The organism is Vibrio salilacus (assembly GCF_002811245.1).
In the GTDB taxonomy this organism is placed as follows: domain Bacteria; phylum Pseudomonadota; class Gammaproteobacteria; order Enterobacterales; family Vibrionaceae; genus Vibrio; species Vibrio salilacus.
In genome coordinates, this window is the sequence record NZ_NIVQ01000080.1 from 1 (window position 1) to 1,278 (window position 1,278).

Annotated in this window: 1 protein-coding gene; it reads right to left on the reverse strand. The window is 41.5% G+C overall.

Going from position 1 to position 1,278, the window contains the following annotated elements:
* Window positions 1–505: 505 nt before the first annotated feature.
* Window positions 506–1,102: a glutathione S-transferase family protein gene (locus CDZ87_RS16840; RefSeq protein WP_100754547.1), complete on the reverse strand. Its 597-nt coding sequence runs from the start codon at window positions 1,100–1,102 to the stop codon at window positions 506–508.
* Window positions 1,103–1,278: the final 176 nt, after the last annotated feature.

Consider the following 1,278-nt stretch of genomic DNA (forward strand, 5'->3'; position numbering starts at 1 on the left):
CGAATCTGCCTTAAACGCTTTGTTAGTTGCCATTCTAAACCTTTGATTTCCAGTTTATTTCCACCTTTGCCAACGCCGTTTTTCAGCACTTTGGAAAACCCAAATCAGGCGCAGTTTCAAAGCGCCTGCCACTGAAACCACTTGGAACTTACAACGCCGTAGAAAACTGACTAAAAGCACCAAAGAGACCTTTTGGAAAGACAATGCCACAAAGTTGAATTTCAACGAGAACATTTGCGTCTGAAACGGCAAAAAACCACAATACTAAAAATCGAACACAATTTCAGCAAACCACACCCAGATAGAAAAACGAGTAAAATTGCACGATGCATTAGCCCAAAATTTTCTGATTTAGCTGCATTTTTCCGCTGGCAACTAACGCCCGCTTAAGGGGCAGCCAACGCTACTACCAAGCTTCCGTATAACACCGTAATCACAAAAACCAACGCACAATAAAAATGCCGCGCGTTGGCTGTCCCTCTTGAAGCGTTTGTTATGTGTTTGTTTACGCCATACCAACATAGCCGGTTTGCTCTTGGAGTCTTTTGCACCACGCTTGAATATTGGGGTAATCGGATAAGTTAAATCCACCTTCATCAGCAACATGCGTATAGGCGTACAGTGCAATATCAGCAATCGTGAGTTGCTTACCGACAAGGTAATCCGTTTGGGCTAAGCGACTTTCCATTATTGATAAGGCTTTATTACCTCCAGGTTGTAAGGCGTGATATTCCTCTAACCTTGACTCTGGCATACCTTGATATTTTTGGATAAAACGGGCCACTGCAATAAATGGCTCATGGCTGTATTGTTCAAAGAACAACCATTCGTACATTTTAGCCTTTTCATATCTGTCACTAGGGATCAACGCTGTACCATCTGCAAAATAGCCAAGAATTGCGTTCGACTCTGACAAACAACGGCCATCATCCAAAACAACTGCGGGTATTTTTCCGTTTGGGTTAATGGATAAAAACTCAGCTGTTTTTGTGTCACCTTTTAAAATATTGACGTGATGCCATTCATGTTCAATGCCTAAGAAAGCAAGCAACAGCTTGACCTTGTAACAGTTTCCAGATTGGATATCTCCATAAACCTTCACTACAAATCTCCTTTTGTAAACTCAAAAACACATAACGCCGCGTTAAGTAGTGAGCAACATTTCCACCTAACCTAAACCATTGTGCCATAAACACTAAACTCAAAGAAAACCAAAAATGCCTAGCGTTGCGAATCTGCCTTAAACGCTTTGTTAGTTGCCATTCTAAACCTTTGATT